Raw genomic sequence first — 24,466 nt, forward strand, 5'->3', positions numbered from 1 at the left:
TCAGGACCGCGTTTCGACCGTGCCCAGGTCGATGGCGATGGCGGCAGGTTTGTCGACCTTGATCCGATCGCGCTGCATACCCATGTGCACGTAGGACCGCGTCATGGGGTCGAGCTCGTAGACATGGATGAGGGGCCGGCCGGTGGTTCCGTCCTGTTCGACACGCCAGTAGTTCGGGATTCCCGCAGTGGCGTACTTGTGCGGTTTGGTCGTACGGTCGCGGGATTCCGAGTCGGTGGAGACGACCTCCACGGCGAGCAGGACGTCCTTGGCCCGAAACTTGGTCTGGTCCAGCCCTGTGACCGCGTCGGCTCGAACCACGCTGACATCGGGTTCGGGGCCGTTGCGCTTGTCAAGGATGACGGTCATCTCCCGCTCGACACTGAACTCCGGGCCGAGAGAGCTACGCAGCCCGTTGACCAACAGGTCGATCACAAGGAAATGGAAGCGTCGCTGCGGACTCACGAAAACCAGGCTCCCGTCGATCAGCTCAGTGTGCGGCGGGAGATCCGGCAGGGTGAACAGGTCGTCCACGGTGTAGCCGTCCACGGGCGGCACCGGCCAGTGACGGCGGTGCTCTACGGACTCGGCGGTCATGGTTCCTCCCATGGACGGGATCCTGCTGCCTGCCCTCCAAGGTAGCCGCCTGTTTCCGATCACGTCATCACAAAGGGTGACTACCCCCTCGCGCCCCGACCGCCCCCGGGGACGCCCTACGCTGGAAAGCTGATCGAACCCCCAGGCAGGAGAGAAATGGCCGTCAATCTGGTCAATGTCGAGAACGTCAGCAAGGTGTACGGAACCCGTGCCCTCCTCGACGGCATCTCCCTCGGTGTCTCGGAGGGGGACCGCATCGGTGTCGTCGGGCGCAACGGCGACGGCAAGACCACCCTCATCCGGATGCTCGCCAAACTGGAGGAGGCGGACACCGGGCGGGTCACGCACTCCGGCGGGCTCCGCCTCGGCGTGCTCACCCAACACGACTCCCTCGACCCCGTCGCCACCGTCCGGCACGAGGTCATCGGCGACATGGCCGACCACGAGTGGGCGGGCAACGCCAAGGTCCGCGACGTGCTGACCGGGCTGTTCGGCGGGCTGGACCTGCCCGGGTTCCCCAAGGGCCTGGACACCGTCATCGGACCGCTGTCCGGTGGCGAGCGGCGCCGGATCGCGCTCGCCAAGCTGCTCATCGAGGAACAGGACCTGATCGTCCTCGACGAGCCCACCAACCACCTCGACGTCGAGGGCATCGCCTGGCTCGCCCGGCACCTGCGGGAGCGGCGCTCCGCGCTCGTCTGCGTCACCCACGACCGCTGGTTCCTCGACCAGGTCTGCACCCGCATGTGGGACGTGCAGCGCGGTGCCGTGTACGAGTACGAGGGCGGCTACTCCGACTACGTCTTCGCCCGTGCCGAACGCGAGCGCATCGCCGCCACCGAGGAGACCAAGCGGCAGAACCTGGTCCGCAAGGAGCTGGCCTGGCTGCGCCGCGGGGCGCCCGCGCGGACGTCCAAGCCGCGCTTCCGCGTGGAGGCCGCCAACGAGCTGATCAAGGACGTCCCCCCGCCCCGGGACAGCAGCGAGCTGATGAAGTTCGCCTCCTCGCGGCTCGGCAAGACGGTGTTCGACCTGGAGGACGTCACCGTCCAGGCGGGGCCCAAGGTGCTGCTCAAGCACGTCACCTGGCAGCTCGGCCCCGGCGACCGGATCGGCCTGGTCGGGGTCAACGGCGCCGGCAAGACGTCCCTGCTGCGGGCCCTGACCGAGGCGGCCCGCACCGAGGGCGAGACGCAGCCCGCGGCGGGCCGGATCGGCGTCGGCCGTACGGTCAAGCTGGCCTACCTCTCCCAGGAGGTCGCCGAACTCGACCCCACCTGGCGGGTGCTCCAGGCCGTACAGGCGGTGCGGGAGCGCGTCGACCTCGGCAAGGGGCGGGAGATGACCGCCGGGCAGTTGTGCGAGACGTTCGGCTTCAACAAGGACAAGCAGTGGACACCGGTCGGCGACCTGTCCGGCGGTGAGCGGAGGCGGCTCCAGCTGCTGCGGCTGCTCATGGACGAACCCAACGTCCTCTTCCTCGACGAGCCCACCAACGACCTCGACATCGAGACCCTCACCCAGCTCGAGGACGTCCTCGACGGCTGGCCCGGCTCGATGATCGTCATCTCCCACGACCGGTTCTTCGTCGAGCGCACCACCGACCGGGTGTTCGCCCTGCTCGGCGACGGCACCCTGCGGATGCTGCCGCGTGGCATCGACGAGTACCTGGAGCGGCGCAAGCGGATGGAAGAGGTCGCTGCGGCCGCCGCCACCGGCCCCGCGGCGAAGCCGGCCCCGGACGTCCCCGAGAAGAGCGCCTCCGACGTGCGCGCCGCCAAGAAGGAACTGCAGAAGATCGAGCGGCAGCTGGACAAGCTCTCCGAGAAGGAGTCCACGCTGCACGCCGCCATCGCCGAGCACGCCACCGACTTCGCGAAGGTGGCCGAACTCGACGCGGAGCTGCGCGAGACGGCCGGTCAGCGCGAGGCGCTGGAAACGCGGTGGCTGGAACTCGCCGAGGACGCCTGACGCCCGCACCGGAGTCCGTATCGCCCCGCACCGCCCCGCGCACAGGTCCGTGCGCGGGGCGCGCGTTGCGTGAAGGGCGTGTGGAGGCGCGTGGGGGCGCGTAACGAGGGCATCACAGGCCGGTCCTCCCTTGGGAACAGGGGTGGACGCGGCCCGGTGGCCCGTCGGTGCCGGGTGATAGAAAGACCCCGTCTGAGAACTGTAAGGACCACCTCAAGACGACTCTGGGAGCGCCACGTACCTCAGGGTGTGGCTAAAAAATCAGTGAGCAAGGGGGGACGCGCTGATGGCTCAGCCGCCCGACCAGCCGCCGCAGGGCGGCTTCGGAGCACCACAGGATCCGTCCGCCTCGGGTGGCGGCTTCGGGGCTCCGACCCCGCCGCCCCCGCAGGGTCCGCCGTCCGGTGTGCCGCCGCAGCCGGGGTACGGCTACCCGCAGCAGGCACCGCCCCAGCAGTCGGGCCCGTACGGCCAGCAGCCGGGTCCGTACAACCAGCAGCCGGGGCCGTACGCCTCCGGCCCGTACGCTTCCGGGCCCTACGGCCAGCCGCAGCAGCCCGGCCCGTACGGGCAGCCGGGCTACGGCCACCCGCAGCCGCAGTACCCGGGCGCGCCCGGCGCCCCGCAGCCGGGGCCCGGCTCCCGCAACCCCTTCAAGGGCAAGCCCGCCATGATCATCGGTGCCGCCGTGGTGACGGCGCTGCTGGTGGTCGGCGGCACCGTGTGGGCGGTCTCCGGCGACGACGGGAAGCAGGACGAGAAGCCCGTCGCCCAGAAGAGCGACGACCCCGAGCCCGAGACCTCCGGCGCCCCCGTCAACCCGGGCGACGGCAGCGGCGACGGCAACTCGGGCCCGGAGGACCTCAACGAGGGCCGCAAGTCCGGCGAGTCCAAGGTGCTCTGGTACAAGGAGGCGCCCGACGCGCCCCGTTCCGGAGCCGACGCCCCCGGCATGTGGATCACCGACAGGACGGCGGTGAAGGCGGCCTACAAGGAGCTCTCCGCCTACAACGTCGCCGACGGCAAGCCGACCTGGGAGCCCCTCACCTTCCCCGAGGAGATCTGCGCGGTCACCCCGGAGAAGACGTCCGACGACAAGGTCGTCGTCGCTTACATGAGCGGCAGCAGCGACCGGGCCAAGTGCAACCAGCTCCAGCTCGTCGACCTCGACACCGGCGAGAAGGGCTGGACGCAGAAGGTCGAGGACGGCGGGCTGTTCGACTCCGCGATCTCCATCGAGATGACCCTCAGCGGCAACACGCTGATGGTGGGCCGTTCGCAGTCCGGCACGGCCTTCGACGTCACCTCCGGCGACAAGATGTACGACAAGAAGAAGTACGGCGACGCCTGCTTCCCCGCCGGGTTCGCGGGCGGCGAGCGGCTGATCCAGGTCGCCTCCTGCGGCGCCGGCGGCGACAACGCGCGCGACGAGGTCCAGGAGCTCGACCCGAAGACCGGCAAGGTGAAGTGGACCCGGAAGTTCGACAAGGGCTGGCGCGTCGAGCGCGCCTACTCCGTCGAACCGGTGGTCATCTACAGCACCAACAAGGACAAGAAGGCGTGGAACATCTCCACGCTCGGCGCCGACGGCTCGATCCGCTCCCAGGTCGCCGTCGACGAGGACTTCGCCGCCGAGTGCGGCTGGGCCATCCTCGCCCGAGACCTCCAGGGCTGCGCGGGCGTCGCCGCCGACGCGGACACCCTCTACCTGCCCACCAAGGCGACCACCGGGGCCAACGAGATCGTCGCGATCAGCCTCGCCACCGGCGAGGAGAAGTGGCGGGTGAAGTCCCCGGCGGCGGACTCGATGGTGCCCATGAAGGTCGAGGGCGACAAGCTCATCGCCTACGTGGAGCCGTCGTACGACGCGGGCGGCCGGGTCGTCTCCGTCCCGACCACCGGCAGCAGCCACGAGCCGGTCACGCTGATGCAGAACCCGCAGGGCGTCGCGAGGATCGAGAACGGTTTCTTCAGCAAGGCGATCGACTGGGTCGACGGCCGTTTCTACATCTCGACGACCCGGCTGTCCGGCAATGACGATTCGAAGGAGAAGCTGATGCTCGCCTACGGCAAGTGAGGCGCGCAGCAGGGGTGAGGCGCGTCGGCCGGGTACGGCCGGCGCCCTCGCTCCGTCCGGCCACTTCCCCGCCGTCCTTCCCCTCCTTCGAGTTCTTCGAGTTCTTCGATCCTTTCGAGGTCTACACGTCATGACGCAGCCGCCCCAGCCGCCCAACCAGCCCCCGCGGCAGCCCGAGCAGCCGGCCACGCCGGCTCCGCCGCCGGGCTTCGGTCCGCCGACCGAGCCGTCGCAGCCGCCGGCCCAGCAGCCGCCGTCCGCCCCGGGCGGGCCGGACCTCAACAAGGCCCCGGAGCCGGGATACGGCTACCCGCAGGCCCCGCAGGCCCCGCAGGCCCCGCAGGCCCCGCAGGCCCCGCAGGCCCCGCAAGCCCCGCAGGCCCCGCAGCAGTCGCCGCAGGCCGCCCCGCAGACCCCGCCCACGCCGACGGGCCCGACGCCGCCGCCCGGGTACGGCTACCCGCAGCAGCCCCCGGCCGGTTACGGCTACCCGGGCCAGCCGGGCCCGTACGGACAGCCGCAGCAGCCGTACGGCCAGCCCGGTGCGTACGGACACCCGCAGCAGCCGTACGGCCAGCCCGGTTACGGCTATGCGCACCCGACCGTGCCGATGCCGCCACACCCTGGCGGCGGCGTCGGGTCCGGCGGCGGGCGGAAGATCAACGCCCAGCTGGCCATCATCGTCTCGGCGGTCGTGGCCATCGCCCTGATCGTCGGCGCCGGCGTCTGGTACTCGTCCTCGTCCTCCTCCGGCGGCGACAAGGAGACCACCGCCGACTCGGGCGGCACCGAGGGCGGCAAGAAGGACGACGAGAACGGCGGTGGCACCTCCGCCGGCGGCAAGGAGAAGGTTCCGGCCGACCCCGCCGCCAAGGTCCTCTTCCAGATCCCGTCGCCGAAGTCCCCGAAGGACAGCTCGAGCGTCGGCGTCTCCGGTTCCTGGCTGACCGACACGGTGTACGCCAAGAGCGGCGTCGCCGAGGTCGTCGGCTACGACGCCGTCAAGGGCAGCAAGGTGTGGACGCTCGACCTGCCCGGGCCGGTGTGCGAGGCCAGCGACCACGTCACCGAGGACGGCAGGACGGCGATCGTCTACAAGCCGAAGATGCCGACCAAGAACGATCCGCAGCGGTGCACGCAGGTCGCGGCCTTCGACCTCGCCACGGGTGAGAAGCTGTGGTCCGAGACGGCCAGGTCCGGCACCCAGGAGATCAGCTTCAACAACGTCACCGTCAGCGGGAACACCGTCGCGGCGGCCAGCACCAGCGGCGGCGCCGCCTGGGACATAGCCTCCGGCAAGCTCCTGTGGTCGCCCAAGACGTCCGACTCCTGTTACGACTCCGGGTACGGCGGCGGGCCGAAGCTGGTCGCGGTGCGCAAGTGCGGTTCGTACGACCAGCGTCAGCTGCACATCCAGACCGTCGACCCGAAGTCCGGCAAGGTGATCTCCGAGTACAGGATGACCGAGGGCATCGAGTACGCCGCGGTCGTGTCCACCGACCCGCTGGTCGTGGCCGCCGACGTCGGCGACTCCGCCGGTGACGGCAGCGGCATCTCGGACTTCTTCTCCATCGACAACAAGACCGGCAAGCTGCGTACCCGCATCTCCGCGCCCGGTGACGAGTTCGCGGCCGACTGCGACGGCATCACCAGGATCGAGCACTGCAGCGGGCTGGCGGTCGGCAACGACCGGCTGTACATCCCGACCGAGGAACACGAGGGCACGGGCGAGTACACCAGGACCAACGAGGTCGTCGCCTTCGACCTGGCCACCGGCAAGCAGACCGGCCAGCGCGCCGACGCCGGCGACGGCTACACGATCATCCCGCTGCGCATGGACGGCGGCGACCTCCTGGCGTACAAGGAGCCGCCCTACGACAAGGGCGGGCAGATCGTGAGCATCGACGGCGGCACCTTCAAGCAGACCAAACTGCTGGAGAACCCGGCGACGGAAGCGGTGCGGGACGTGGAGGCGGGGATGTCGCCCACGAACTCCGAGGTGCTGTTCTCGCAGGGGCGCCTGTACATGTCGGAGGTGTACGCCAGCGATTTCGCTTCGGAACGGGAGGAGTACCTGGCGATCGCCTTCGGTACCGGCGGCTGACCGCTTCGCCGACCCGTGCGTACGGCCCCGCCCCCTGGAATCCACCCAGCAGGGGGCGGGGCCGTACGCGTACCGCTCAGCAGGTGCCCATCGCCACCGAATGCGAGAATTTCGGTGATCCGGGGCGATTCTCGCCGGTAGGGGGAGCGCGACGTCGAACAAGCGTGTAGCTTCCGGGACCGGACGGGGAGGCGGCGCACGGGGGTGCGCTCGCGGTATGGGGGGTTGATACATGGGCGTGCGGTTGATGGTGGTCGACGACCACCGGCTGCTCGCCGAGGCGCTGGCCTCGGCGTTGAAGCTGCGGGGACACCGGGTGCTGGCCGCGGCGGCACCGGTGGCGGGGGCGGCGGATCTGGTGATCAGCAGGGCGCCGGAGGTGTGCCTGCTGGGGACGGCGGCACCGGCGGAGCCCGGCATCTTCGATCCGGTGGTGAAGATCAAGCGGGAGCGGCCGCAGGTGGCGGTGCTGGTGCTGGGCCCGGTGCCCAGCCCTCGCGGGATCGCGGCGGCGTTCGCGGCGGGGGCGTCCGGCTATGTGCGGCACGACGAGCGTATCGAGGGCGTGGAACGGGCGATCATGAAGGCGCGGGCAGGCGAGGCCGCGGTGGCGCCGCAGTTGCTGCAGGGGGCGTTCGGTGAGCTGCTGAATCCGGCGGCGCAACCGGACGACGAGGGGCAGCGGCTGCTGCGGATGCTGACCCCGCGCGAGGTGGAGGTCCTGGTCCGGGTGGCCGACGGTGAGGACACCCGGCTGATCGCGGCGGGCATGGACATAGCGCCGTCCACGGCGCGGACGCATGTGCAGCGCGTGCTGATGAAACTGGGTGTGGGCTCCAGGCTGGAGGCGGCGGCACTGGCGGCCCGGACGGGACTGCTGGACCGGGTGGGGCCGGTGCGGGGGTCGGCGCGCTCCGGGCAGTAGGAGCAGGGAGCAGAGGTGGGGGTGCCCGCGGTGCCGGGCACCCCCACCTCTGCTTTCCCTGTCCCTCCGGCGCGATGCCCGGGAGGGTGACATTGACGGCCGTGGTGTGTTGTGTTTTGGTGTGTTGGGTTCTGTTGGAAGAGTGTGAAAACAGTGCTGTGCGGAAAACGGCGCTGTGCGGAAAGCCGTGCGGTGAACGGCTCGAATGGAGCGTCCGGAGTGAAGAAGACCTCGACCCGGCTGGCCGACGGTCGCGAACTCATCTACTACGACCTGCGTGACGACACCGTGCGCGACGCGGCCGACCGCCGCCCACTGGCCGCCACCGTCACGACGTCCGAGATCCGCCGCGACCCGCTGCTCGGCGACCGTGTCGCCATCGCCTCCCACCGCCAGGGCCGCACCTATCACCCCCCGGCCGACGAATGCCCCCTGTGCCCCTCCGAGGGCGACCGGCTCAGCGAGGTCCCGGACTCCTCGTACGACGTCGTGGTCTTCGAGAACCGCTTCCCCTCACTGGCCGGCGCCTCGGGCCGCTGCGAGGTCGTCTGCTTCACCTCCGACCACCACGCCTCCTTCGCCGACCTGAGCGAGCGGCAGGCCCGGTTGGTCCTGGACGCCTGGACGGACAGGACGTCGGAGCTGTCTCACCTGCCCTCCGTCGAGCAGGTGTTCTGCTTCGAGAACCGGGGGGCCGAGATCGGCGTCACCCTCCAGCACCCGCACGGGCAGATCTACGCCTACCCGTTCACCACCCCCCGCACCGCCCTGATGCTGCGCCAGGTGGCCGCACACAAGGAGGCGACCGGAGGGGGAAATCTGTTCGACGCCGTCCTGGCGGAGGAACTCGCGGGCGAGCGGGTCGTCCTGGAGGGTGAACACTGGGCCGCCTTCGTGCCGTACGCGGCGCACTGGCCCTACGAGGTCCACCTGTACCCGAAGCGCAGGGTGCCCGACCTGCTCGGGCTCGACGAGGCGGCACGCACGGAGTTTCCCCGGGTCTACCTGGAACTGTTGCGGCGGTTCGACCGGATCTTCGACGCGGAGGGCGAGTCTTCGACGCCGTACATCGCGGCCTGGCACCAGGCCCCGTTCGGCACGCCGGCGGAGTTCGACGGGGTCACGCGCGACGACCTCGCGCTCCACCTCGAACTTTTCACCATCCGCCGCACACCCGGCAAGCTGAAGTTCCTCGCGGGTTCCGAGTCCGGTATGAACGTGTTCATCAACGACGTGCCGCCGGAACGCGCGGCCGAGCGACTGCGGGAGGTAGCGAGTCCATGAGCGGGAAGTACTTGGTTACTGGTGGCGCGGGCTATGTCGGAAGTGTCGTGGCCCAGCATCTGCTGGAAGCCGGCCACGAGGTCGTCGTCCTCGACGACCTCTCCACCGGACTGCGCGAGGCCGTCCCGGCCGGTGCGTCCTTCATCGAGGGCGACATCCGCTCCGCCGCCACCTGGCTGGACCCCTCCTTCGACGGCGTCCTGCACTTCGCCGCGTTCTCCCAGGTCGGCGAGTCGGTCGTGCGGCCCGAGAAGTACTGGGAGAACAACGTCGGCGGCACCATGGCGCTGCTGGACGCGATGCGTTCGGCGGGCGTGCGCCGACTGGTCTTCTCCTCCACCGCGGCGACCTACGGCGAGCCCGAACAGGTCCCGATCCTCGAATCCGCCCCGACCCGGCCCACCAACCCCTACGGCGCCTCCAAGCTCGCCGTCGACCACATGATCACCGGCGAGGCGGCGGCGCACGGCCTGGGCGCGGTCTCGCTGCGCTACTTCAACGTGGCCGGCGCGTACGGCCACTTCGGCGAGCGGCACGACCCCGAGTCCCACCTGATCCCGCTCGTCCTCCAGGTCGCCCAGGGAAGGCGCGAGGCGATCAGCGTCTACGGCGACGACTACCCGACGCCGGACGGCACCTGCGTACGCGACTACATCCACGTCGCCGACCTGGCCGAGGCGCACCTGCTGGCGCTGAAGGCGGCGGCCCCGGGCGAACACCTGATCTGCAACCTCGGCAACGGCAACGGCTTCTCCGTCCGCGAGGTCGTCGAGACGGTCCGTCAGGTCACCGGCCACCCGATCCCCGAGGTCGTGGCCCCCCGCCGGGGCGGCGACCCGGCGGTCCTGGTGGCGTCGGCCGCCACGGCCCGCGAGAAACTGGGCTGGAAGCCGTCCCGCGCCGACCTCAAGGACATCGTCGCGGACGCGTGGGAGTTCGCGCAGCGGCACACCGGGCAAGGCGTTTAGCAGTACGTGACGAAGGGTCAGGGGCAGGGTATGAGCGAGTCCGACGCCTACGAGACGGCCGCGAGAACGGCCGGCGAGCGGTTCCGGGAACTGTACGGAGCCGCACCGCACGGCGTCTGGGCGGCGCCGGGCCGGGTCAACCTCATCGGCGAGCACACCGACTACAACGACGGCTTCGTCATGCCGTTCGCCCTGCCGCACACCGCGGTCGCGGCGGTCTCCCGGCGCGACGACGGCGTCCTGCGCCTGCACTCCGCGGACGTGGACGCGCCCGTCGTGGAACTGACGGTGGACTCCCTCGCCCCCGGTACGGACAGGAACTGGACCGCCTACCCGGCGGGCGTCGTATGGGCCCTGCGCGAGGCCGGCCACGCGGTGACCGGCGCGGACGTCCACCTCGCCTCCACGGTCCCGGCCGGCGCCGGCCTGTCCTCCTCGGCGGCCCTGGAGGTCGTCGTCGCCCTGGCCCTGAACGACCTGTACGAACTGGGCCTGCGCGGCTGGCAGTCGGCCCGCCTGTGCCAGCGCGCGGAGAACGTCTACGTCGGCGCCCCCGTCGGCATCATGGACCAGACGGCGTCCGCCTGCTGCGAGAGCGGCCACGCCCTGTTCCTCGACACCCGCGACCTCTCCCAGCGGCAGATACCCTTCGACCTGGCCGCCGAGGGCATGCGCCTGCTGGTCGTCGACACCCGCGTCGAGCACAGCCACAGCGAGGGCGAGTACGGCAGACGCCGGGCAGGTTGCGAGAAGGGCGCCGCCCTGCTGGGCGTCGACGCCCTGCGCGACGTGGCCCACGCGGACCTGGACGCGGCACTGGCCCTGCTGGGCGACGAGGAGGAGGTCCGCCGCCTGGTCCGCCACGTCGTGACCGAGAACGAGCGGGTGGAACGGGTGATCGCCCTGCTGGAGTCGGGCGACACCCGCGCCATCGGCCCGGTCCTCACCGCCGGCCACGCCTCCCTCCGGGACGACTTCCGCGTCTCCTGCCCCGAACTCGACCTGGTCGTCGACACGGCCCTCGCCTCCGGCGCCCTCGGCGCCCGCATGACCGGCGGCGGCTTCGGCGGCTCCGCCATCGTCCTGGCCGAGGCGACGGACACGGCCCCCATCACCGAGGCGATACAGAAGGCCTTCACGACGGCCGGCTTCGAGACCCCCCGGATCTTCGAGGCGGTGCCTTCGGCGGGGGCACGACGACTCCGCTGAGCACCGGACGCACCGTGCCGCGCAGCGGGAGAAGTGCTCGGGCGCCGAATGGCGTGATGTGGTGGCGGGGCGATGTCACCTTCGGCGTGGTCGGCGGGTTCCGGTGGTCGGCTCCAGGGGCTTGGTCAGGGTGTACTCCGTGATGCCCGGGGGGTAGTCGGGGATGGCGCAGACCACCTCGTAGCCGTGGCGGCGGTAGAAATCCGGGGCCTGGAAGTCCCAGGTCTCCACGCGGGAGGAGCGGCAGCCGCGCCGGTCGGCGGCGACGCGTTCCGCCGTGGACAGGAGGAGGGTGCCGAGGCCCGCTCCCCGGTGGCGTTCGTCGACCCACAGGTACGTCACGTGCAGCCAGGTCGTCCAGGTGTGGCCGACCAGGCCGCCCGCCAGGGCACCGGCCGGGTCCGAGGCCCACACGTGCAAAGGGGACTCGCGTTCGTCGGGGGTTCCGCGCAGGGCGCGCAGCACCGGTGAGGCAGCCGTGTTCGTGTCCCGCAGCCGCCTGCGGAGCAGATCACGTCGGGCTCTGTCGACTTCTGTCTCAAGACGAAACATGCGGCTCACCATAAACGCGCAAGGCCGCCAGTTCTGCAAATAACCTTCCGCCGGCCGCCCCCGCCCGTACTCTGATGAACAGCGCCGGTGGGGGCCGGCGCCGTTCAGGGGGCGAGGCACTCGGGTACGAAGCCCGGGGCGGGGCGGCGGGGGCGCACGGCGGCGGCCGGGCGGTGCCGAGCGGCCCGTCCCGGGTCCGGTCGAGGCCGGTCCCGTGAGTCCGGGACCCGGCTTCGGGTTCGCACCCGCGCCGGGACGGGTGTCGTCCTTTGACCATGGGGTAGTCCCCAGCTCTGCAGAGAGCTCGGGGAAGGGGGTTTTGTGCAACGTATCCGAGTCCTGGTCGTCGACGACCATCGCATCTTCGCCGAGTCGCTCGCCGCGGCCCTGGCCGCGGAGCCCGACGTCGAGGTGTCCGCGGCGGGCAGCGGCCCGGCCGCGCTGCGCTGCCTGGAGCGCGCCGTCGGCGAGGGGCGGCGGTTCGACGTGATCCTCGTCGACGCCGACCTGGGCGGCAAGGTGGCGGGCGTCCGTCCGGCCCTACCGGTGCAGGCGGCCGACGAGGACGGCCTCGTCGACGGGATGTCCCTGGTCACCGGGGTGCGTTCGGTCCACCCGCAGGTACGGATCGTGGTGCTCGCGGAGAAGGACGACCCGCGCCGCGCCGCGCTCGCCCTGCAGGCCGGCGCCGGCGGCTGGGTGGCCAAGGACTGCTCGCTGAGCCGGCTGCTCACCGTCGTCCGGGGCGTACTGCGCGACGAGACGCATCTGCCGCCCGCCCTGCTCACCGGCGTCCTGCGCGAACTGACCGCCGCGCGCAAGCACCGCACGGAGAGCGAACGGCTCGTGGAGACCCTGACCCCGCGGGAACGGGAGGTGCTGCGGTGCATGGTCGCGGGCCTGGGGCGCAAGGCCGTCGCCGAGCGCCTGTATCTGTCCCCGCACACCGTCCGCACGCACATGCAGAACGTGCTCGGCAAGCTGGGCGTGCACTCCACGCTCGCCGCCGTCGCCCTTGCCCGGCGGGCGGGTGTGGGGCCCGTCGACCTGGGGCAGACCTCAGCCCGGGATGTTGTCGAACGGGGCGGTCAACCGGCGTAGCAGGCCCGCCAGTTCGCCGCGCTGGGTGTGGGAGAGCTCGGCGAGGATCGCCCGCTCCTGCGCCAGCAGTCCGGCCAGTGCCTGGTCGGCGCGGTCGCGGCCCTCGTCCGTGAGGCGGACCAGGACGCCGCGCCGGTCGTTGGGATCGGGCAGCCGCGCGACCAGGCCCTTCTTGGTCAGGCGGTCGATGCGGTTGGTCATCGTGCCCGAGGTGACCAGCGTCTGGGTGAGCAGCTGTCCCGGCGAGAGCTGGTAGGGGGCGCCCGCGCGGCGCAGTGCGGTCAGTACGTCGAACTCCCAGGGCTCCAGGCCGTGCTCGGAGAACGCGAGCCTGCGGGCCCGGTCCAGATGCCGGGCGAGCCTGCTCACCCGGCTGAGGACCTCGAGCGGTTCCACGTCGAGGTCCGGGCGCTCCCGGCGCCATGCTGCGACCAGTCGATCGACCTCGTCCTCCATGGCGATCAGTGTAGTGGTTGTGTCGATGTGAAGTCTCTTGAGGTCGAGTTTCTTGACGACGAGACAATACGTGCGGGACGCTGGGTACCCGTCGGCCGACTCCAGGAGGCTCCATGCCCGCGGTCACCGATCCCACCTGGGACCCCGTCCAGTACCTGCGTCACGCCGGTCCGCGCACCCGCCCCTTCCTCGACCTCCTCGCCCGCGTCCCCGAGCTCCCCGGCGACCCGCCCCGCATCGCCGACCTCGGCTGCGGCGCCGGAAACGTCACCGCCCTGCTCGCCGACCGCTGGCCGGCCGCCCGTATCACCGGCTACGACAACTCGCCCGAGATGCTCGACAAAGCCCACGTCGACCACCAGGGCCCGACCCCGGGCGGCGGCCGACTGGACTTCGCCCGCGCCGACGTCCGCACCTGGACGCCCGACCGGCCGTACGACCTGATCGTCAGCAACGCCACCCTGCAGTGGGTCCCCGGGCACCCGGACCGGTTCACCGACTGGATCGCCTCACTCACCCCCGGCGGCACCCTCGCCTTCCAGGTGCCCGGCAACTTCGACGCCCCCAGCCACACCCTCATGCGCGAACTCGCCCACTCCCCGCGCTGGCGGACCCGTCTCTCCGGCACCCTGCGCCACGCCGACGCCGTCCTCACCCCCGCCGCCTACCTGGACCGCCTCACCGGCGCCGGCTGCGCGGTCGACGTGTGGGAGACGACGTACATCCACCTGCTGCACGGGCCGGACCCCGTCCTGGACTGGGTCAGGGGCACCGGCCTGCGGCCCGTCCTCACCGCCCTCGCCGACGATCCCGAGGCACGGGACGCCTTCGTCGAGGAGTACCGCACCGCCCTGCGCGCCGCCTACCCGACGGGCCCGCACGGCACCCCGTTCCCCTTCCGCCGCGTCTTCGCGGTCGCCGTCAAGGAGGTGTGAAGGGTGCTCGCCGCCGTCGACCATGTGCAGCTCGCCGCACCGCCCGGCTCCGAGGGCCGCCTCCGCGCGTACTACGCCGATGTCCTCGGCATGACCGAGGTGCCGAAGCCGCCTGCTCTGGCCGTGCGCGGCGGCTGCTGGTTCCGGGCGGGAGGCGTACAGCTCCATCTGGGCATCGAGGACGACTTCCGGCCCGCCGGGAAGGCCCACCCCGGCCTGAGGGTGACCGGCATCGAGGCGTACGCCGCCCGCCTGGCGTGCCACGGGGCCCCGGTCATCTGGGACGACGACCTCCCCGGCCACAGGCGCTTCTACTCCGAGGACCCGGTGGGCAACCGGCTGGAGTTCCTGGAGCCGGTCGGCTGACGTTCCCGTCGGCTCACGGACGCAGGCCCAGCAGGCGTCCGACCTCCGCGTGCGGGATGCCCTCTTCGAGGGTCCCCTCGGCTTTCCGGCGCCGGTACTCGGCGATGGCCAGGGCGTCTTCCAGATCCTCGATCACCCGGGGAGCGACGAGGAGCGCGGTCACGCCGTTCCCGTCGGTGAGAGCGATGGGCTCGCGGTCGCCACCCAGCCGGTGGACCAGATCCTCCAGCTGGGAGGCGGCCTCGCTGATCGTCATCTCGGTCACGGGCACACGATGCCACGTGCCTGGACCGGGGATTCAGTTCTTCCGGTGTCCGATCAGCCGAGGCTTGGGCTCCAGGCCGTCCAGGCCGTGCCAGGCCAGGTTCACCAGGTGCGCGGCCACCTCCGCCTTCTTCGGCTTGCGGACGTCCAGCCACCACTGGCCGGTCAGCGCGACCATCCCCACCAGCGCCTGCGCGTACAGCGGAGCCAGCTTGGGGTCGAAGCCGCGGCTCTTGAACTCGCGGCCCAGGATGTCCTCCACCTGGGTGGCGATGTCCGAGATGAGGGAGGCGAAGGACCCCGTCGACTGCGGGATCGGGGAATCGCGGACCAGGATGCGGAAACCGTCCGTGTACTCCTCGATGTAGTCCAGCAGTGCGAACGCCGCCTGCTCGCACAGCTCCCGCGGATGCCCCGCGGTCAGCGAACCCGTCACCATGTCCAGCAGGCGCCGCATCTCGCGGTCCACCACCACCGCGTACAGGCCCTCCTTGCCGCCGAAGTGCTCGTACACCACCGGCTTGGAGACTCCGGCCTTCGCCGCGATCTCCTCCACCGACGTGGCCTCGAAACCCTTCGCCGCGAACAACGTACGGCCGATCTCCAGCAGCTGCTGACGGCGCTCCGCACCGGTCATCCGGGTGCGGCGCGTCCGCCGCGGCTTGTCGTTGCTCGAGGTGTTGCTGGAGTCGGTCGCCACAACGACCATCATGCCGCCTCAGCCGTCTCCCGCCCGCGCCGGGAACCGCCCACCCCGGTATTACGGGGGTGACGGCGCGAATCGATACGCGAGCGTGACGGCCACCGCACGTCGTACGCCCAGCCCAGTTGCTCGAACCAGCGGATCAGCCGGGCCGAGGAGTCCAGCTGCCCCCGCTCCACCCCGTGCCGCGCGGACGTCGGGTCGGCGTGGTGCAGGTTGTGCCAGGACTCACCGCAGGACAGGACCGCCAGCCACCACACGTTGCCCGAACGGTCCCGCGACCTGAAGGGCCGCTTGCCCACCGCGTGACAGATCGAGTTGATCGACCACGTCACATGGTGCAACAAAGCCACCCGAACGAGTGAACCCCAGAAGAAGCCGGTGAACGCGCCCCACCACGACATCGTCACCAGACCGCCGATCAGCGCGGGCAGCGCCAGCGACAACGCCGTCCACAGAATGAACTGGCGGGAGATCGCACGCAGCGTCGGGTCCTTGATCAGATCCGGTGCGTACTTGTCCTGCGGGGTCTGCTCCTCGTCGAACATCCAGCCGAGATGAGCCCACCACAGCCCCTTCAGCAGCGCCGGCACCGACTCCCCGTACCGCCACGGCGAATGCGGGTCGCCCTCCGCGTCCGAGAACTTGTGGTGCTTGCGGTGGTCCGCCACCCAGCGCACCAGCGGCCCCTCCACCGCCATCGAACCCGCCACCGCCAGCGCGATCTTCAACGGCCGCTTCGCCTTGAACGAACCATGAGTGAAGTGACGGTGGAAACCGATGGTGATGCCGTGGCAGCCGAGGAAGTAGAAGAACACCAGCAGCCCGAGATCCAGCCAGCTCACCCCCCGGCCCCACCCCAGCGGCACCGCCGCCAGCAGCGCCAGGAACGGCACGATGATGAAGAGCAGCAGAGTGATCTGCTCGATGGAGCGCTTGCGCTCGCCACCCAGCGTGGCGGACGGGACGGCGGCGGCGTCGGAGCGGGAGTCGGGCGCGGGCCTCTTGGAGGCTTCGTCGATGACATCGGGGCCTGAGGTCATGCGTGTCCCCTGTGAGGTATGAGGGTCGAGGGTGATGCCGGGCAGCGGAACCACGCGACACTCCCTACGGTCCCGTAACCTACGGCAACGTAAGTATGGCAGTGCGCGGCCCGGCGGCACGAGCCCACGAGCCTGCGCGTCCCGGCCGACACCTATCCTGGAAGCCGGTCGGACAGCGCGGTCCGCTCTGATTCCTTCCCGGATGCCCGGCCCGTATGCGGCACCAGCCGCCCGAGACGCCGTCCGGGATTCCTCCAGACCAGCTTCAACACTGCAAGGAGCCGCACCTGTGAGCAGTGCCGACGACCAGAACGTGTCCACGGCGACCACGAGCAGCGAACTGCGGGCCGACATCCGCCGATTGGGTGATCTCCTCGGAGAAACCCTCGTCCGCCAGGACGGCCCCGAACTCCTCGACCTCGTCGAAAAGGTCCGCCGCCTCACCCGCGAGGACGGCGAGGCCGCAGCCGAACTGCTGCGCGGCACCGAACTCGAAACCGCCGCCAAGCTGGTCCGCGCCTTCTCCACCTACTTCCACCTGGCCAACGTCACCGAACAGGTCCACCGAGGCCGCGAGCTGCGCGCCCGGCGCGCCACCGAGGGCGGACTGCTCTCCCGCACCGCCGACCGCCTCAAGGACGCCGACCCCGAACACCTGCGGGAAACCGTGCGGCACCTCAACGTCCGCCCCGTCTTCACCGCTCACCCCACCGAGGCCGCACGCCGCTCCGTCCTCAACAAGCTGCGCCGCATCGCCGCACTCCTCGACACCCCCGTCATCGCCTCCGACCGGCGCCGCCTCGACATCCGCCTCGCCGAGAACATCGACCTCGTCTGGCAGACCGACGAACTGCGCGTGGTCCGCCCCGAACCCGCCGACGAGGCCCGCAACGCCATCTACTACCTCGACGAGCTCCACGCCGGCGCCGTCGGCGACGTCCTCGAGGACCTCACCGCGGAACTCGAACGCGCCGGCGTCAAGCTCCCCGACGACACCCGCCCCCTCACCTTCGGCACCTGGATCGGCGGCGACCGCGACGGCAACCCCAACGTCACCCCCCAGGTGACCTGGGACGTCCTCATCCTCCAGCACGAACACGGCATCAACGACGCCCTGGAGACGATCGACGAGCTCCGCGGATTCCTCTCCAACTCCATCCGCTACGCCGGAGCCACCGAGGAACTGCTGACCTCCCTGAAGGCCGACCTCGACGCCCTCCCCGAGATCAGCCCCCGCTACAAGCGCCTCAACGCAGAGGAGCCCTACCGGCTCAAGGCCACCTGCATCCGGCAGAAGCTCGAGAACACCAAGCAGCGCCTCGCCAAGGACACCCCGCACCAGCCCGGCCACGACTACCTGGGCACCGGCGAGCTCCTCGCCGACCTGCGGATCATCCAGGCCTCACTGCGCGAGCACCGCGGCGGCCTCTTCGCCGACGGCCGGCTCGCCCGCACCATCCGCACCCTCGCCGCCTTCGGCCTCCAGCTCGCCACCATGGACGTACGCGAGCACGCCGACGCCCACCACCACGCCCTCGGCCAGCTGTTCGACCGGCTCGGCGAGGAATCCTGGCGCTACACCGACATGCCCCGCGACTACCGCACCAAGCTCCTCGCCAAGGAACTGCGGTCGCGCCGCCCCCTCGCCCCCACCCCCGCACCCGTCGACGCGGCCGGCGAGAAGACCCTCGGCGTCTTCCAGACCGTCAAGCGGGCCCTGGAGATCTTCGGCCCCGAGGTCATCGAGTCCTACATCATCTCCATGTGCCAGGGCGCCGACGACGTCTTCGCCGCCACCGTCCTCGCCCGCGAGGCCGGACTCATCGACCTGCACGCCGGCTGGGCGAAGATCGGCATCGTCCCGCTCCTCGAAACCACCGACGAGCTGAAGGCCGCCGACACCATCCTCGAGGACATGCTCGCCGACCCCTCCTACCGGCGCCTGGTCGCCCTGCGCGGCGACGTCCAGGAGGTCATGCTCGGCTACTCCGACTCCTCCAAGTTCGGCGGCATCACCACCAGCCAGTGGGAGATCCACCGCGCCCAGCGCCGACTGCGCGACGTCGCCCACCGCTACGGCGTCCGCCTGCGCCTCTTCCACGGCCGCGGCGGCACCGTCGGCCGCGGCGGCGGCCCCACCCACGACGCCATCCTCGCCCAGCCCTGGGGCACCCTCGAGGGCGAGATCAAGGTCACCGAACAGGGCGAGGTCATCTCCGACAAGTACCTCATCCCCTCGCTCGCCCGGGAGAACCTGGAACTGACCGTCGCCGCCACCCTCCAGGCATCCGCCCTGCACACCGCGCCCCGGCAGTCCGACGACGCGCTCGCCCGCTGGGACGCCGCCATGGACGTCGTCAGCGGCGCCGCCCACGCCGCCTACCGCCGGCTCGTCGAGGACCCCGACCTGCCCGCCTACTTCTTCGCCTCCACCCCCGTCGACCAGCTCGCCGACCTCCACCTCGGCTCCCGGCCCTCCCGCCGCCCCGACTCCGGCGCCGGACTGGACGGCCTGCGCGCCATCCCCTGGGTGTTCGGCTGGACCCAGTCCCGGCAGATCGTCCCCGGCTGGTACGGCGTCGGCTCCGGCCTGAAGGCCCTGCGCGAGAGCGGCCTGGACACGGTGCTCGACGAGATGCACGAGCAGTGGCACTTCTTCCGCAACTTCATCTCCAACGTCGAGATGACCCTCGCCAAGACCGACCTGCGCATCGCCCGGCACTACGTCGACACCCTCGTCCCCGACCACCTCAAGCACGTGTTCGACACCATCCGCGTCGAACACGAACTCACCGTCGCCGAGGTGCTCCGCGTCACCGGCGAGAGCGAACTCCTGGACGCCGAACCGGTGCTCAAGCAGACCTTCGCCATCCGCGACGCCTACCTCGACCCCATCTCCTACCTCCAGGTGGCCCTGCTCAAGCGCCAGCGCGACGCCGCCACCGCCGGCACGGAGCCCGACCCCCTGCTCGCCCGAGCCCTCCTGCTCACCGTCAACGGAGTCGCCGCCGGCCTGCGCAACACCGGCTGACCCCCACGGCACACGACGGTGCCCCCGAGCCGCACACCGGCCCGGGGGCACCGTCGTCCGTCGTCCACCGGACCGCGCACGGGCCCGCCCTCACCTCACCAGGAACGCCGCCGTCACCAGCGCCACGCCCGACAACCCCATCACCCACGCAGGCCGCGTCCGCAGCAACCCGCCCGCCACCACCACCGACGCCAGCATCAGCGCCCCGCCCAGCGGGACCCACGCGTGGAGCACCCCCGTCGGACCCGAACGCACCACCTCGGTCCCGTCCGGCTTCACCACCACCGTGTACGTCCGTCCCTCCGCCACCGCCACCGTGTCCTCCAGCACGACCTCAGCCCGCGGCTGCGACCCCGGCGACAACGGCGCGTACGCCCCCTTGCAGGTCCCCGCACCGCACGACGCCACGGTGACCGTGCCCCGCTCCCGACCCTTCGTCAGCATCGCGTACTGCGCCGTACCCCACGACGCCCACACCCCCGCGATCAGGATCAGCACGGTGACCGTGCCCATCGCCGCGAGCCGGCCGAACCGCAGCGCGGCGGAGGAACCTCGGGAAGATCCCCGGGAGGAGCCCCGGGAGGAGCCCCGGGAGGAGCCCCGGGAGGAGCCCCGGGAGGAGGAGACGGCAGAAGGCATGGCCGAGATCCTTGGCCATGCCTTTGCGGTCGGTCAACCTCGGCCGGATGCGGGGCACCGGATCCGGCTCACGAGTTGTACGTGCCCTGCGCCCGCTCCAGCCCCTCGATCACCAGACACTCCACCGCGTCCGCCGCCCGGTCCACGAAGTAGTCCAGCTCCTTGCGCTCCGCCGACGAGAAGTCCCGCAGCACGAAGTCCGCCACCTGCATCCGCCCCGGCGGCCGCCCGATCCCGAACCGCGCCCGGTGGTAGTCCCGCCCGAACGCCTTCGTCATCGACTTCAACCCGTTGTGACCGTTGTCCCCGCCACCCAGCTTCAGCCGCAGCGTCCCGTAGTCGATGTCCAGCTCGTCGTGGACCGCCACCACATGGGCCACCGGCACCTTGTAGAACTCCCGCAGCGCGTTCACCGGACCGCCCGACAGGTTCATGAACGACATCGGCTTCGCCACGATCACCCGCCGGCTCGCCGGACCCGGCGGCCCGATCCGCCCCTCCACCACCTGCGCCTGGGCCTTCCCGGCCCGCTTGAACCGGCCCCCGACCCGCTCCGCCAGCAGGTCCGCCACCATGAACCCCACGTTGTGCCGGTTCATCGCGTACTCCGGCCCCGGGTTGCCCAGCCCCGCGATCAGCCAGGGCGCCGCCGCGTCATCGGTCGTCACGTCCGTGTCTCCCTCATTCACGTGTTCACGCATCCGCGCATCCGTGTCCCCATACGCGTCGGCCGCTGCCCCGCACGGGAACAGCGGCCGACGCGCATCGAAGAATACGAAGCCTCCGCGGGCGGCGAAGCCCGCGAGGACGATCAGGCCTCGGCCTCCTCCTCGCCCTCCGAGACCTCCTCGGCCTGCGCGGCCAGGACCTGCAGCACGACGGTGTCCTCCTCGACCGCCAGCTTCACACCCTCCGGCAGCACCAGGTCCTTGGCGAGGACCGCGGCACCGGCCTCCAGACCCTGCACCGAGACGGTCACGCCGTCCGGGATGTTCGTCGCCTCCGCCTCGACCGGCAGCGCGGAGAGGACGTGCTCCAGCAGGTTGCCGCCCGGGGCCAGTTCACCCTCGGCGAGCACGGGGATCTCGACGGTGACCCGCTCGCCCCGCTTCACCTTCAGCAGGTCAACGTGCACCAGGTCACCGCGCAGCGGGTCACGCTGCACCGCCTTCGGGATCGCCAGCTGGCTGCCCTCACCGTCGATGACCAGATCGATCAGCACGTTCGGCGTACGCAGCGCCAGCAGCAGCTCGTGACCCGGGAACGTCAGGTGCAGCGGCTCGAGACCGTGCTCGTACACCACACCCGGGACCTTGTTGTCACGGCGGACACGACGCGCGGCACCCTTGCCGAACTCGGTACGGGTCTCGGCGTGCAGCTTCACGTCGGCCATGTTCATCACTCCTCGAAGTCAGTTACGGACGTGGTCACCCGGCCACGAACGGCCTGCTACGAAGAGCGCGTCGATTACGGACCGCCGTACCCCGCTCCACACGAAGCGGTACGGCCTCCCTCGCCGAGCAACTGCAGCAGTCTACTCGGACGGGGAGGCCGTACCCAAAACGATCACCCGGACCACCAGGGGGCCGGGCCGCAGAACCCTTACTGCTCGTCGAACAGGCTCGTCACCGAACCGTCCTCGAACACCTCGCGCATCGCACGCGCGATCGTCGGCGCGATCGACAGCACCTTGATCTTGTCCAGGTCGGCACTGAGCTCGTGCGGAGTCGGCAGCGTGTCCGTGAACACGAACTCACTCACCCGCGAGTTCTTCAGCCGGTCCGCAGCCGGACCCGACAGCACACCGTGCGTCGCCGTCACGATGACGTCCTCCGCACCGTGCGCGAACAACGCGTCCGCCGCCGCACAGATCGTGCCGCCCGTGTCGATCATGTCGTCCACCAGGACGCACACGCGGCCCTTCACCTCACCGACCACCTCGTGGACCGTGACCTGATTCGCCACATCCTTGTCCCGCCGCTTGTGCACGATCGCCAGCGGCGCGCCCAGCCGGTCGCACCAGCGGTCCGCCACCCGCACCCGGCCCGCGTCCGGCGAGACCACGGTCAGCTTCTCCCGGTCCACCTTCGCCCCCACGTAGTCCGCGAGCAGCGGCAACGCGAAGAGGTGGTCGACGGGACCGTCGAAGAAGCCCTGGATCTGATCCGTGTGCAGATCCACCGTCAGCACCCGGGTCGCACCCGCCGTCTTCATCAGGTCCGCGATCAGACGCGCCGAGATCGGTTCACGGCCCCGGTGCTTCTTGTCCTGCCGCGCGTAACCGTAGAACGGCACGATGACCGTGATGGACCTGGCCGACGCACGCTTCAACGCGTCGATCATGATCAACTGCTCCATGATCCACTTGTTGATCGGTGCCGTGTGGCTCTGGATCAGGAAGCAGTCGGCACCACGGGCCGACTCCTCGTACCGCACGTAGATCTCGCCATTGGCGAAGTCGAAGGCCTTCGTCGGGACGACCTCGACCCCCAGCTGGCGGGCGACGTCCTCGGCAAGCTCGGGGTGGGCGCGGCCGGAGAAGAACATCATCTTCTTCTGGCCGGTCGTCTTGATCCCGGTCACAGCACTTTCTCCTCAGAGGTTTCGCAGGTATCGCGGGGACTCGCGGGTGGCGAGGGGGTACGCGGCTCGATCGCGAGCGGCCTCTCGGTCCGTACGCGAGGAGCCGTCTCGGCAGGTGGGGTGCGGGTGTGCATTTATCACGGTACGCCGAATCGGGCGCGCCGCTTTTCGGTCACCCCTCCTCGGCCGCCCCCGGCGAAGCCGCCTCCGCCGCCTTCGCGGAAGCACTCCCCGGACGCTTACGAGCCACCCAACCCTCGATATTCCGCTGCTGGCCACGGGCCACGGCCAGTGAACCGGGCGGCACGTCCTTCGTGATCACGGAGCCGGCAGCCGTGTAAGCACCGTCCCCGACAGTGACAGGTGCCACAAACATGTTGTCCGACCCCGTCTTGCAGTGCGACCCGACCGTCGTGTGATGTTTGTCCTGTCCGTCGTAGTTCACGAACACGCTCGCCGCACCGATGTTCGAGAACTCGCCGATCGTGGCATCCCCCACATACGACAGATGCGGAACCTTCGTCCCCTCACCGATCGACGCGTTCTTCGTCTCCACGTACGTACCGATCTTGCCCTTGCGCCCGAGCCGCGTCCCCGGACGCAGATACGCGTACGGCCCGACGGTCGCCTCCGGCCCGATCTCGGCACCCGCCGACACCGTGTTGTCCACCCGCGCGCCGGCCCCCACCCGCGTGTCCGCCAACCGCGTGTTCGGGCCCACCTCGCACCCCTCGGCGAGATGCGTCGCACCCTGCAACTGCGTCCCCGGATGCACGATCACGTCCTGCTCGAACGTCACCGTCACATCCACCCACGTCGTCGCCGGATCGACCATCGTCACCCCGGCCAGCATGGCCTCCGTCAGCAGCCGGTCGTTGAGGATCCGCCGCGCCTCGGCGAGCTGCACCCGGTTGTTGATCCCCGCGATCTCCCGGTGATCACCCGCCACCGACGCACCCACCCGGTGCCCGGCCGCACGCAGGATGCCCAGCACATCGGTCAGGTACTCCTCACCCTGGCTGTTGTCCGTCCGCACCTTGCCCAGGGCGTCCGCCAGGAGCTGCCCGTCGAACGCGAACACCCCGGAGTTGATCTCCCGGATCGCCCGCTGCACATCGGTGGCGTCCTTGTGCTCCACGATCGCCGTCACGGCACCCGTGTCGTCCCGCACGATCCGGCCGTACCCGGTCGCGTCCGGCACCTCGGCCGTCAGCACGGTCACCGCGTTGCCGTCGGCAGAGTGTGTGGCGGCGAGGTCCCGAAGCGTCCCGGCGGTCAGGAGGGGCGTGTCCCCGCAGACCACGACCACGGTCCCCTCGACGACACCGCCCAGCGCCTCCAGGCCCATCCGCACGGCGTGACCGGTGCCGTTCTGCTCCTCCTGCACGGCGGTGCGGACGGCGGGGGCGACCTCGGCGAGGTGCGCGGTCACCTGCTCGCGGGCGTGGCCCACGACGACGACCAGGTTCTCCGGCTCCAGCTCACCGGCGGCGGCGAGCACATGGCCCACCAGGGAGCGGCCACAGATGTCGTGCAGGACCTTCGGAGTGGCCGACTTCATACGGGTGCCCTCACCCGCTGCGAGTACGACGACGGCTGCCGGGCGGTTGACGCTCACGGGATGCCCTTCGGCTGTATGGGGTGGGGGTGGACAACCG

Annotated in this window: 22 protein-coding genes; 11 read left to right on the forward strand and 11 right to left on the reverse strand. The window is 70.7% G+C overall.

Features of this window, described 5'->3' with window-relative positions; genetic code table 11:
* Complete coding sequence (locus tag AC6F7H_RS16695; protein WP_500757755.1) at nt 1-597, reverse strand: Uma2 family endonuclease; 597 nt, start codon at nt 595-597, stop codon at nt 1-3.
* A gap of 156 nt (nt 598-753) precedes the next feature.
* Here AC6F7H_RS16695 and AC6F7H_RS16700 point away from each other — a divergent pair, with 156 nt between their 5' ends.
* From AC6F7H_RS16700 to galK, 7 genes are all read left to right on the forward strand, one after another.
* Nucleotides 754-2,568, forward strand: coding sequence for an ABC-F family ATP-binding cassette domain-containing protein (locus AC6F7H_RS16700; RefSeq protein ID WP_500757756.1), 1,815 nt, complete (start codon nt 754-756; stop codon nt 2,566-2,568).
* A 286-nt stretch (nt 2,569-2,854) separates the two neighbouring features.
* Nucleotides 2,855-4,645 (forward strand): outer membrane protein assembly factor BamB family protein, encoded by a 1,791-nt coding sequence (locus tag AC6F7H_RS16705; protein WP_500757757.1) that lies wholly within the window; start codon nt 2,855-2,857, stop codon nt 4,643-4,645.
* A gap of 130 nt (nt 4,646-4,775) precedes the next feature.
* On the forward strand, nt 4,776-6,749 hold the full coding sequence (locus AC6F7H_RS16710; protein WP_500757758.1) for an outer membrane protein assembly factor BamB family protein: 1,974 nt from the start codon (nt 4,776-4,778) through the stop codon (nt 6,747-6,749).
* 232 nt (nt 6,750-6,981) lie between these two features.
* The gene (locus tag AC6F7H_RS16715) at nt 6,982-7,674 is read left to right on the forward strand and encodes a helix-turn-helix transcriptional regulator (protein WP_500757759.1); all 693 of its coding nucleotides are present in this window, start codon (nt 6,982-6,984) and stop codon (nt 7,672-7,674) included.
* A gap of 219 nt (nt 7,675-7,893) precedes the next feature.
* On the forward strand, nt 7,894-8,958 hold the full coding sequence (gene galT, locus AC6F7H_RS16720; RefSeq protein ID WP_500757760.1) for a galactose-1-phosphate uridylyltransferase: 1,065 nt from the start codon (nt 7,894-7,896) through the stop codon (nt 8,956-8,958).
* Complete coding sequence (gene galE, locus AC6F7H_RS16725) at nt 8,955-9,926, forward strand: UDP-glucose 4-epimerase GalE (RefSeq protein ID WP_500757761.1); 972 nt, start codon at nt 8,955-8,957, stop codon at nt 9,924-9,926. Before galT ends, galE begins: the two co-directional genes overlap by 4 nt.
* Nucleotides 9,927-9,956: 30 nt before the next feature.
* Nucleotides 9,957-11,135 carry a galactokinase gene (galK, locus tag AC6F7H_RS16730; RefSeq protein WP_500757762.1) on the forward strand — a complete coding sequence of 393 codons (1,179 nt, stop codon included), beginning with the start codon at nt 9,957-9,959 and terminating at the stop codon, nt 11,133-11,135.
* A 75-nt stretch (nt 11,136-11,210) separates the two neighbouring features.
* On the opposite strand, the gene AC6F7H_RS16735 is transcribed toward galK, so the two are convergent.
* Nucleotides 11,211-11,699 carry a GNAT family N-acetyltransferase gene (locus tag AC6F7H_RS16735; RefSeq protein WP_500757763.1) on the reverse strand — a complete coding sequence of 163 codons (489 nt, stop codon included), beginning with the start codon at nt 11,697-11,699 and terminating at the stop codon, nt 11,211-11,213.
* Between the two features lie 309 nt (nt 11,700-12,008).
* Between AC6F7H_RS16735 and AC6F7H_RS16740 the strand changes: the two genes are divergently transcribed.
* A complete protein-coding gene (locus AC6F7H_RS16740; RefSeq protein WP_500757764.1) occupies nt 12,009-12,788 on the forward strand; it encodes a response regulator transcription factor in 780 nt (259 codons plus the stop codon).
* Here AC6F7H_RS16740 and AC6F7H_RS16745 read toward each other — a convergent pair.
* Entirely contained in the window at nt 12,747-13,244 is a 498-nt protein-coding gene (locus AC6F7H_RS16745) for a MarR family winged helix-turn-helix transcriptional regulator (protein WP_500757765.1), read from the reverse strand. The two genes, AC6F7H_RS16740 and AC6F7H_RS16745, sit on opposite strands and share 42 nt — an antisense overlap.
* Nucleotides 13,245-13,357: 113 nt before the next feature.
* Between AC6F7H_RS16745 and AC6F7H_RS16750 the strand changes: the two genes are divergently transcribed.
* On the forward strand, nt 13,358-14,179 hold the full coding sequence (locus AC6F7H_RS16750) for a trans-aconitate 2-methyltransferase (protein ID WP_500757766.1): 822 nt from the start codon (nt 13,358-13,360) through the stop codon (nt 14,177-14,179).
* A gap of 3 nt (nt 14,180-14,182) precedes the next feature.
* Nucleotides 14,183-14,545: a VOC family protein gene (locus AC6F7H_RS16755; RefSeq protein WP_500757767.1), complete on the forward strand. Its 363-nt coding sequence runs from the start codon at nt 14,183-14,185 to the stop codon at nt 14,543-14,545.
* 13 nt (nt 14,546-14,558) lie between these two features.
* On the opposite strand, the gene AC6F7H_RS16760 is transcribed toward AC6F7H_RS16755, so the two are convergent.
* The 3 genes from AC6F7H_RS16760 to AC6F7H_RS16770 are packed head-to-tail and all read right to left on the reverse strand — an operon-like array spanning nt 14,559 to nt 16,555.
* A complete protein-coding gene (locus AC6F7H_RS16760) occupies nt 14,559-14,810 on the reverse strand; it encodes a type II toxin-antitoxin system prevent-host-death family antitoxin (RefSeq protein ID WP_500757768.1) in 252 nt (83 codons plus the stop codon).
* Between the two features lie 33 nt (nt 14,811-14,843).
* On the reverse strand, nt 14,844-15,521 hold the full coding sequence (locus AC6F7H_RS16765) for a TetR/AcrR family transcriptional regulator (RefSeq protein WP_500757769.1): 678 nt from the start codon (nt 15,519-15,521) through the stop codon (nt 14,844-14,846).
* Nucleotides 15,518-16,555 carry an acyl-CoA desaturase gene (locus AC6F7H_RS16770; RefSeq protein WP_500757770.1) on the reverse strand — a complete coding sequence of 346 codons (1,038 nt, stop codon included), beginning with the start codon at nt 16,553-16,555 and terminating at the stop codon, nt 15,518-15,520. Before AC6F7H_RS16770 ends, AC6F7H_RS16765 begins: the two co-directional genes overlap by 4 nt.
* A 289-nt stretch (nt 16,556-16,844) precedes the next feature.
* Here AC6F7H_RS16770 and ppc point away from each other — a divergent pair, with 289 nt between their 5' ends.
* Nucleotides 16,845-19,586 (forward strand): phosphoenolpyruvate carboxylase, encoded by a 2,742-nt coding sequence (gene ppc, locus AC6F7H_RS16775; RefSeq protein WP_500757771.1) that lies wholly within the window; start codon nt 16,845-16,847, stop codon nt 19,584-19,586.
* Nucleotides 19,587-19,676: 90 nt separating this feature from the next.
* Here ppc and AC6F7H_RS16780 read toward each other — a convergent pair whose 3' ends face one another.
* From AC6F7H_RS16780 to glmU, 5 genes are all read right to left on the reverse strand, one after another.
* Nucleotides 19,677-20,225, reverse strand: coding sequence for a hypothetical protein (locus tag AC6F7H_RS16780; protein ID WP_500757772.1), 549 nt, complete (start codon nt 20,223-20,225; stop codon nt 19,677-19,679).
* A 68-nt stretch (nt 20,226-20,293) separates the two neighbouring features.
* Complete coding sequence (gene pth, locus AC6F7H_RS16785) at nt 20,294-20,926, reverse strand: aminoacyl-tRNA hydrolase (RefSeq protein ID WP_500757773.1); 633 nt, start codon at nt 20,924-20,926, stop codon at nt 20,294-20,296.
* A gap of 110 nt (nt 20,927-21,036) precedes the next feature.
* Nucleotides 21,037-21,618, reverse strand: coding sequence for a 50S ribosomal protein L25/general stress protein Ctc (locus tag AC6F7H_RS16790; RefSeq protein ID WP_500757774.1), 582 nt, complete (start codon nt 21,616-21,618; stop codon nt 21,037-21,039).
* A 209-nt stretch (nt 21,619-21,827) separates the two neighbouring features.
* Nucleotides 21,828-22,808, reverse strand: coding sequence for a ribose-phosphate diphosphokinase (locus AC6F7H_RS16795; RefSeq protein ID WP_500757775.1), 981 nt, complete (start codon nt 22,806-22,808; stop codon nt 21,828-21,830).
* 172 nt (nt 22,809-22,980) lie between these two features.
* Nucleotides 22,981-24,426: a bifunctional UDP-N-acetylglucosamine diphosphorylase/glucosamine-1-phosphate N-acetyltransferase GlmU gene (gene glmU / locus AC6F7H_RS16800; protein WP_500757776.1), complete on the reverse strand. Its 1,446-nt coding sequence runs from the start codon at nt 24,424-24,426 to the stop codon at nt 22,981-22,983.
* Nucleotides 24,427-24,466 lie beyond the last annotated feature (40 nt).

Source organism: Streptomyces sp. MMS24-W38, assembly GCF_059889265.1.

What these genes read in the sequence shown, in the direction of transcription:
- AC6F7H_RS16700 (WP_500757756.1), top strand. Translation starts at nt 754, where the DNA reads ATGGCCGTCAATCTGGTCAATGTCGAGAACGTCAGCAAGGTGTACGGA.
- AC6F7H_RS16710 (WP_500757758.1), top strand. Translation starts at nt 4,776, where the DNA reads ATGACGCAGCCGCCCCAGCCGCCCAACCAGCCCCCGCGGCAGCCCGAG.
- AC6F7H_RS16770 (WP_500757770.1), bottom strand. Translation starts at nt 16,555, where the DNA reads ATGACCTCAGGCCCCGATGTCATCGACGAAGCCTCCAAGAGGCCCGCG.
- AC6F7H_RS16735 (WP_500757763.1), bottom strand. Translation starts at nt 11,699, where the DNA reads ATGGTGAGCCGCATGTTTCGTCTTGAGACAGAAGTCGACAGAGCCCGA.
- galE (WP_500757761.1), top strand. Translation starts at nt 8,955, where the DNA reads ATGAGCGGGAAGTACTTGGTTACTGGTGGCGCGGGCTATGTCGGAAGT.
- AC6F7H_RS16765 (WP_500757769.1), bottom strand. Translation starts at nt 15,521, where the DNA reads ATGATGGTCGTTGTGGCGACCGACTCCAGCAACACCTCGAGCAACGAC.
- AC6F7H_RS16750 (WP_500757766.1), top strand. Translation starts at nt 13,358, where the DNA reads ATGCCCGCGGTCACCGATCCCACCTGGGACCCCGTCCAGTACCTGCGT.
- AC6F7H_RS16745 (WP_500757765.1), bottom strand. Translation starts at nt 13,244, where the DNA reads ATGGAGGACGAGGTCGATCGACTGGTCGCAGCATGGCGCCGGGAGCGC.
- AC6F7H_RS16790 (WP_500757774.1), bottom strand. Translation starts at nt 21,618, where the DNA reads ATGGCCGACGTGAAGCTGCACGCCGAGACCCGTACCGAGTTCGGCAAG.
- AC6F7H_RS16780 (WP_500757772.1), bottom strand. Translation starts at nt 20,225, where the DNA reads ATGCCTTCTGCCGTCTCCTCCTCCCGGGGCTCCTCCCGGGGCTCCTCC.
- AC6F7H_RS16695 (WP_500757755.1), bottom strand. Translation starts at nt 597, where the DNA reads ATGACCGCCGAGTCCGTAGAGCACCGCCGTCACTGGCCGGTGCCGCCC.
- AC6F7H_RS16715 (WP_500757759.1), top strand. Translation starts at nt 6,982, where the DNA reads ATGGGCGTGCGGTTGATGGTGGTCGACGACCACCGGCTGCTCGCCGAG.
- pth (WP_500757773.1), bottom strand. Translation starts at nt 20,926, where the DNA reads ATGCGTGAACACGTGAATGAGGGAGACACGGACGTGACGACCGATGAC.
- AC6F7H_RS16705 (WP_500757757.1), top strand. Translation starts at nt 2,855, where the DNA reads ATGGCTCAGCCGCCCGACCAGCCGCCGCAGGGCGGCTTCGGAGCACCA.
- galK (WP_500757762.1), top strand. Translation starts at nt 9,957, where the DNA reads ATGAGCGAGTCCGACGCCTACGAGACGGCCGCGAGAACGGCCGGCGAG.